Here is a 7,064-nt window from a genome sequence, read left to right on the forward strand (position 1 = left end):
AGGGGCGGGATGTCCCGAGGACAGAGGGTCTAACGCGCCCTCTGGCCAAAAAGGCGGGCGATCACCTGGCGGTCCAGGGCAGCGGCGTCTGATGAGACACTGACTGCACCGGCGGCGCGACAGCGCAGAAGTCTCCGTGCGGTGATCCCGACAAAACATCTCCAGCGCGGGAGCCGGGTTTGGCTTCCAAGACTGCACGCTATCAACACAAACGGCCCGCTCCCGCGCGACCCGTCATTTGGCTCACCCTTGCGTTTGCGCGCGGGGCGATCGGCGCATGGGCCTCCGGATCAAGTCCGAAGGCCGAGATGTTGAAGCTTTATACTCTCGATCCTCGGGCTTGATCCGGGGACCCAGAACACCGCTTCAATCCCCTAAACCCGTCATTCGACGGTTTATCCGGCGAACCCATGCCGTGACCTTTGACCAACCGGCATGGATCGGCCGGACACACCGTCCGATGACACCGGTGGGAGGTGTGGGTAGCCCGCTCTTTCCCGGCGAAGGCCGGGATCCAGAGATCATCAAGCGCCACGCATCCGGCTCCGGGCCCCGGTCTGAGTTTACGCTCAACTTGATTGGGCAGGGGAAGAGATGTGGACTTAGTATGACTTCGTAGGCGCGTTTTGCGAGCCCCGCGCGCTCACCCGCCTTCAATCTCTTCGCGCAGCATTTCAAGCTCCAGCCAGCGCTCTTCCTTGGCGGCTTTGTCTTCGGTGAGCCTGGCGTGCTCTTTCGTGGCGGCGTTGAAGCGATCGGGGTTCTTCATGAACAGATTGGCGTCCGCCAGCTCGGTTTCGAGCTCGGTGAGGGTCGCTTCGATTTTTTCGATCTCGCCGGGCAGGGTCTCAAGGGCGTGCTTGTCCTTGAAGCTCAGCTTGCCGCTGGACTTGGTTTTGGGCTTGTCGGTCTTGGCCTTGCCGGCTTTGGCGGCTTTCTCTTCGGCCTTGCGCGCTTTCACGCCTTCGCCGCGCTGGTCGATCATGTCGGAATACCCGCCGGCATAGACCTGCCAGACGCCGTCAGATTCCCAGGCGATGGTCAGGGTCGCGGTGCGGTCGATGAAATCGCGGTCGTGACTGACCAGAAGCGCGGTGCCGTTATAGTCGCCGATCAATTCTTCCAGAAGATCCAGCGTTTCCAGATCAAGATCGTTGGTCGGCTCGTCCAGTACGAGAAGGTTGGACGGCAGCGCCAGCGCACGCGCCAGCATCAGGCGGGCGCGTTCGCCGCCGGACAGGGCATGCACGGGCGTGCGGGCCTGTTCGGGGCTGAACAGGAAATCCTTCATATAGGCCTGAACGTGCTTGGTCTTGCCCGCCACCTCGATGCGCTCGCCGCCGCCCGGCGCGATGGCTTCAGTGACTGTCCACTCCGGCTTCAGCGCCGCGCGGCGCTGGTCCAGGCTGGCGATCTCGAGATTGGTCCCGAGCTTCACTGTGCCGGAATCGGGCTCGATCTGGCCGGTCAGCACCTTGATCAGCGTGGTCTTGCCCGCGCCGTTGGGGCCCACAAGGGCGATCCGGCAGCCGCGCGCGATCTTGATGGACAGATCGGTGAAGATCGGGCGTCCGTCATAGGCCTTGCTGATATGCTCGGCCTCGATCACCAGCTTGCCAGACCGTTCCGCCTCGCTGACCGACAGGCTGGCGGCGCCTTGCGGGCCGCGCCAGTTCTTCAGATCCGATTTCATGGATTGCAGCTCGCCCACCCGGCGCACATTGCGTTTGCGGCGGGCGGTCACGCCATAGCGCATCCAGTCTTCTTCGCGGGCGATCTGGCGCTCAAGCTTGTGACGCTCCAGCTCTTCGGCCTCAAACACCTCGTCGCGCCAGCTCTCAAAATGCGCAAAGCCGCGATCGAGGCGCCGGGTCGTCCCGCGGTCGATCCAGATCGTCTGCCGGGTGAGGTTTTCGAGAAAGCGCCGGTCGTGGCTGATCAGCACCAGCGCGCCGCGATGGGCGTTCAGCTCGCTCTCCAGCCATTCGATGGCGGGCAGGTCGAGGTGGTTGGTGGGCTCGTCCAGGAGCAGGATGTCGGGCTGGGGCGCAAGCGTGCGCGCCAAAGCCGCCCGGCGCGCCTCGCCGCCCGACAGGGTGGCGGGGTCGGCCTCGGGATCAAGCCCCAGATGCTCGGCCAGGTAATCAGCGCGATAGGCGTCGTCCCCGGGGGCCAGACCGTCGCGGATATAGGCGATGACGGTGTCATAACCCGTCAGGTCAGGCTCTTGCGGCAGATATCGCAAGGTGGAGCCGGGATGCACGAAGCGCTCACCGCTATCGGCCTCGATGATGCCCGCTGCGATCTTCAGGAACGAGGATTTGCCCGATCCGTTCCGCCCCACAAGGCCGATACGCTCATTCTCGCGCACGATCAGATCGGCGCCGGTAAGCAGGGGCGTCGCCCCGAAGGTGAGGCGGGTGTCGGTGAGGGTCAGAAGCGGTGCGGACATGACTTAGCCGTTAGCGGAGGGGCGCAGCGCTGTCACCCTCCCAGATCAGGATGCGAGGGGTTTGAGGGGCAGATCCGTAAAGTTGTTTTGGGTGGAATGTGCAACCGGAAAAGAAAAATTCATATAAAAATACTGGATAATTGAAAATCGATTTGAAAATAACGAGTAAGTCCATGAAATGGATTCCGTGACCGATTCCGCCTATAAGTAATCAGATTGCTAGCTTGTGGAGAAAAGAGCCGTGAAATCTGAGAATGAGATTCTTGACCGGATTTACAACTTGAGTGGCGATCCTGAAGAGTGTCGAGATGCTTATAAGGATTGGGCGGAGAACTATGACACTGATACCGTGGAGGGCATGGGCTATGTGGCGCCGGCCGTCGCCAGCGACAAACTCCACGCGCTCCATCCCGACACCGCCATCCGCATCCTGGACGCCGGTTGCGGCACGGGGCTCGCCGGTCTTGAGCTGAACAAGCGCGGCTACGCCCATGTGGACGGCATGGACCTGTCCCCCGACATGCTCACTCTGGCGCGCCGCAAGGAGGTCTATGAGGACCTGCGCGAAGCGGATATGACGGAAAAGCTCGACTATCCCGACAACGCCTATGACGCGATCATCTGCGTCGGCGCGTTCACCCACGCCCATGTGGGGCCGCAAGGCTTTGACGAGCTGGTGCGCATCACGCGCCCCGGCGGCAGCATTGTCGCGACGGTGCATGAGGATGTCTGGGACGAAGACAAATACCCCGCGCATCTCAAGGCGCTTGAAGCGTCCGGCAAGGCCAGGGTCCGCGAGGCGGATGAAGCGGACTATCATGTCCACAAATGCCGGCTGGTGGTGCTGGAGCCCGTCTGAGGGCTCAGTCCAGCGGCAGGGCTGTCGTGCGTTTGACCGTGCCGAAGGCGAAGCTCGTTTCTATGGCGGCGATGCCCGGCACCGGATGCAGCCGCTCGCGCATGAAGCGCTCATAGCCGGCCTGGCTGTCGACGACGACCTGCAGCAGGTAATCCTCCGCCCCGGAGGTGAGGTGGCATTCGAGCACTTCATCGAGCCGTAAAATCGCCTTTTCAAATCCGCTGACCGTGGCGGGGGCGTGGTTCGCCAGCTTGATGCGCAGGAAAGCGGTGATCGGCAAGCCCGCCTTGGCGCGGTCCAGAAGGGCGGCATATCCGGTGATCAGCCCGCGCTCTTCCAGCGCCCTCACGCGTCTCAGGCAGGGCGAGGGCGACAGGCCGATCTGGTCGGCCAGGGCCTGATTGCTGATGCGTCCATCTTGCTGGAGCGCGGTGAGAAGGCGTCGATCTGTGCTGTCCATGGGCGCATATTAGCAGAATCTGCCAAATTGAACACAGTGCGGGACTGAAATGGCAAGCCTCTGCTCGGCCTTCCCCTGTAGTCTTCTGCGTGTCAGTCAGGGAGGACGACGTCGTGGACGGATCAGCGCCAATCACCCGCCAACCTGGTTTTTCCACCCGCGCCATTCACGCGGGGTATGAGCCGGCCCAAGAAGGTGGTGCGCTGGTCCCTCCGCTGCATCTGTCATCCACCTTCGCTTTTGAAACTGTCGAAGATGCGGGCGCCGCGTTTTCCGGCGAGCGGCCCGCCCATTTCTATACCCGCATCTCCAACCCGACTCTGGACCTTCTGGAGCGGCGGATCGCTGATCTTGAAGGTGCGGCGGCGGGTGTCAGCTTTGGCTCCGGCATGGGCGCGATCACCTCCGTGCTGTGGAGCCTGCTGGAGCCCGGCGATGAGATCCTCGCCGACAAGGCGCTGTATGGCTGCACCTTTTCGTTCCTGAATCACGGGCTCGCCCGGTTCGGGATCAAGGTGCGCCATGTGGACATGAGCGATATCGACGCGGTGATCGCAGCGTTCAGCGACAAGACCCGCGTGGTCTATTTTGAAACCCCCGCCAATCCCACCATGACGTTGGTGGACATCGCCGCCGTGTCAGCGGTCGCCCGCGCCCATGACGTGCTGACGGTGGTCGATAACACTTACGCCACACCGCTGATCACCCGGCCGATTGAACTGGGCGCGGATGTGGTGGTGCATTCCGCCACCAAATATCTCGGCGGTCATGGCGATCTGGTGGCCGGGATCGCCGTGGGCTCGGTCGAGGTGATGGAGCGGGTGCGGCTTTATGGCCTGAAAGACATGACGGGCGCGGCGCTGTCGCCGTTCAACGCCATGCTGATCCTGCGCGGCCTGAAGACCCTGTCCCTGCGCATGGAGCGCCACAGCCAGACCGGACTGGCCGTTGCGCGTTGGCTTCACGCCCATCCCCAGGTGCGCACCGTGGCTTATCCGGGGCTGGAAGACGGCCCGCAATATGCGCTCGCCAAGGCCCAGATGCGCCATTTCGGCGGCATGATCGCGTTCGAGCTTGAGGACGGCTATGAGGCGGGCGTGACGATGATGAACGCCATGAAGCTGGCGCTGCGCGCCGTAAGCCTTGGGGATGCGGAAACCCTGATCCAGCATCCGGCGTCCATGACCCATTCCGCCTACAGCCCGGAAGAGCGCGCGCTGCACGGCATCTCAGACGGGCTGGTGCGCCTGTCGGTGGGGCTGGAGGATGCAGACGACATCCTCGCCGATCTCGAACTGGCGCTGATGGCTTAGGGTTTCGCCACCCTTTTAACTCTGTCATCCCCCGCTTCATGCGGGGGATCCATGCCGATTGATCTGATCACAGCTCACGGCATGGATTCACCGGATAAACCGGTGAATGACAGGGATATGATGGATTCTTATCTCTTTCCCGGCCCCCAATCGAGTTGAGGATAAACTCCAGCCGGGATCCAGAAATCATCAGGCGCTGACGTTCAACGGCTCTGGGCCCCGGCCGTCGCCGGGGAAGAGGGGAGCTGGATTTTGAAACCCCGGCTCGCCCGGGAATTCAGGTGTGCTCTACTTCACGACCCGCAGGAACCCGCCGATACGATTGAGCGTATCGGTGATCTCGGGGAAGTCCTTGGCGCCTTCCGCCGCGATGCCGGCGGGCACGTCATGGGTCTCGGCGATGGCGTGCAGCGTTTTGTAGGCGGCGACGGTCGCGGGATCGTTCGCTGCAATGTCCTTGGCCAAGGACGCTACTGCGTCGTCCAGCGCGTCCTTGCTGTCATGGCTGGCGTTGGCGAGCCCCCAGGCGGCGGCGTCCGCCCCGCTGAAGGTGCGCGCGGAATAGGAGATTTCCTTGGCGCGGCGCAGCCCCACCGCATCCACCAGAGTCTGGCTCATCCCCCAGGTGGGGCGAATGGCGAATTTGGCGTGAGTGTCGCCGAACTTGGTGTCGTCCGTGGTGTGGATGAAGTCGCAATGCAGGGCGAATTCCAGCGCGCCGGTGAAGCAGGCGCCGTGCACTTTGGCGATGACGGGTTTGGAGCTGGCGCGCACCGCCTGCATGACCCGGCTGGCGGGTTCGTCAAACACTGACCCGACCCGGCCCGCTTTCGGCTGGGCGCCCGACAGCACTTTCAGATCCACGCCTGCGCTGAAGGCCCGGCCAGCGCCCTCCACGATGATGACCGACGGGCCGTTGGCGCTTTCGGCGCGGTGAAAGGCGTCGATCAGTTCTTCGAGCATGGGCGGGATCAGCGCATTCATCGCATCGGGCCGGTGCATGCGGATGGTCAGTACGGCGTCGTCGCGATAGGTCTGGATATGGTCGTAAGTCATCTGCGCCTCTTTGCGTCTACCGCGCATTCATCAGGCGGCCGCGTCAAGCCTGATCGGTTGTGGCGCCACGCTAGCTGTGCTCGTCTTTTGCGTCAGCAAAAAATCGTCTAAGACCAGCCTCCCTTCCGCTTTCTCTCCAGACATATCGGTCCGCCACATGAAACCGTTTCCCAACAAGTACGACGCCAAAGCCTCTGAAGCCGCCCTGCGCGCCCGCTGGGCCGAGGACGACGCCTTTGTCTGGGATCCGAGCGCGCCGGCGGACAGTGATTATGTGATCGACACGCCGCCGCCGACCGTGTCGGGCGCGTTGCATGTGGGTCATGTCTATTCCTACACCCAGACCGACATCATGGCGCGCTATATGCGGATGAGCGGCCGAAACGTGCTTTATCCCATCGGCTGGGACGACAATGGTCTGCCGACCGAGCGTCTGGTGGAGAAGGTGAAGAAGGTGCGCGGCGGGACCATGTCGCGCGAAGACTTCGTGGCGCTGTGCAAAGAGGTGATCCCGCCTTACGAGCAGCAATTCCGCGATCTGTTCTCGCGCCTGGCTTTGTCTGTGGACTGGAGCCGCGAATACCAGACCATTTCCGACGAGAGCCGGACCGTCAGCCAGATGTCTTTCCTGGACCTGTTCCACAAGGGCCTGCTGGAGCGCCGCCTTGAGCCGACCCTGTGGGACCCGGCCGACCGCACCGCCATCGCCCAGGCCGAGGTTGAGGAGACCGAGCGCGAAGGCAAGCTCAATTACATCCCGTTTGAAATCGAAGGCGGCGGGCTGGAGCCTGCGATCATCGCCACCACGCGCCCCGAACTGATCGGCGCGTGCGGCGGCCTGATGATCCACCCTGATCATCCGCGTGCGGGTGAGCTGATCGGCAAGCGCGCCATCAGCCCGCTCTATAACGTGCCGGTCGAGAT

6 protein-coding genes are annotated in these 7,064 nt (G+C 62.8%); 3 read left to right on the plus strand and 3 right to left on the minus strand.

Annotation, left to right across the window (positions count from 1 at the left end; genetic code table 11):
* Positions 1-643: 643 nt before the first annotated feature.
* On the minus strand, positions 644-2,452 hold the full coding sequence (locus B3M53_RS11235) for an ABC-F family ATP-binding cassette domain-containing protein (RefSeq protein ID WP_273019687.1): 1,809 nt from the start codon (positions 2,450-2,452) through the stop codon (positions 644-646).
* Positions 2,453-2,693: 241 nt separating this feature from the next.
* Here B3M53_RS11235 and B3M53_RS11240 point away from each other — a divergent pair, with 241 nt between their 5' ends.
* Complete coding sequence (locus B3M53_RS11240) at positions 2,694-3,311, plus strand: class I SAM-dependent DNA methyltransferase (RefSeq protein ID WP_273019688.1); 618 nt, start codon at positions 2,694-2,696, stop codon at positions 3,309-3,311.
* A gap of 4 nt (positions 3,312-3,315) precedes the next feature.
* Here B3M53_RS11240 and B3M53_RS11245 read toward each other — a convergent pair whose 3' ends face one another.
* Positions 3,316-3,771, minus strand: a complete 456-nt coding sequence (locus tag B3M53_RS11245) for an Lrp/AsnC family transcriptional regulator (RefSeq protein WP_273019689.1) — start codon at positions 3,769-3,771, stop codon at positions 3,316-3,318.
* A 113-nt stretch (positions 3,772-3,884) separates the two neighbouring features.
* Between B3M53_RS11245 and B3M53_RS11250 the strand changes: the two genes are divergently transcribed.
* A complete protein-coding gene (locus B3M53_RS11250) occupies positions 3,885-5,084 on the plus strand; it encodes a methionine gamma-lyase (RefSeq protein WP_273019690.1) in 1,200 nt (399 codons plus the stop codon).
* 288 nt (positions 5,085-5,372) lie between these two features.
* Here the strand turns inward: B3M53_RS11250 and B3M53_RS11255 are convergent, their stop codons facing one another.
* The gene (locus B3M53_RS11255; RefSeq protein WP_273019691.1) at positions 5,373-6,140 is read right to left on the minus strand and encodes an enoyl-CoA hydratase/isomerase family protein; all 768 of its coding nucleotides are present in this window, start codon (positions 6,138-6,140) and stop codon (positions 5,373-5,375) included.
* Positions 6,141-6,297: 157 nt separating this feature from the next.
* Here B3M53_RS11255 and B3M53_RS11260 point away from each other — a divergent pair.
* On the plus strand, positions 6,298-7,064 hold a 767-nt coding region (locus tag B3M53_RS11260), incomplete at its 3' end, for a class I tRNA ligase family protein (RefSeq protein WP_286800423.1).

It is taken from the genome of Oceanicaulis sp. UBA2681 (assembly GCF_002354675.1).
GTDB classification, from domain to species: Bacteria; Pseudomonadota; Alphaproteobacteria; order Caulobacterales; family Maricaulaceae; genus Oceanicaulis; species Oceanicaulis alexandrii.

Coding starts and splice junctions, on each gene's coding strand:
- B3M53_RS11235 (WP_273019687.1), bottom strand. CDS start 2,452: ATGTCCGCACCGCTTCTGACCCTCACCGACACCCGCCTCACCTTCGGG.
- B3M53_RS11245 (WP_273019689.1), bottom strand. CDS start 3,771: ATGGACAGCACAGATCGACGCCTTCTCACCGCGCTCCAGCAAGATGGA.
- B3M53_RS11255 (WP_273019691.1), bottom strand. CDS start 6,140: ATGACTTACGACCATATCCAGACCTATCGCGACGACGCCGTACTGACC.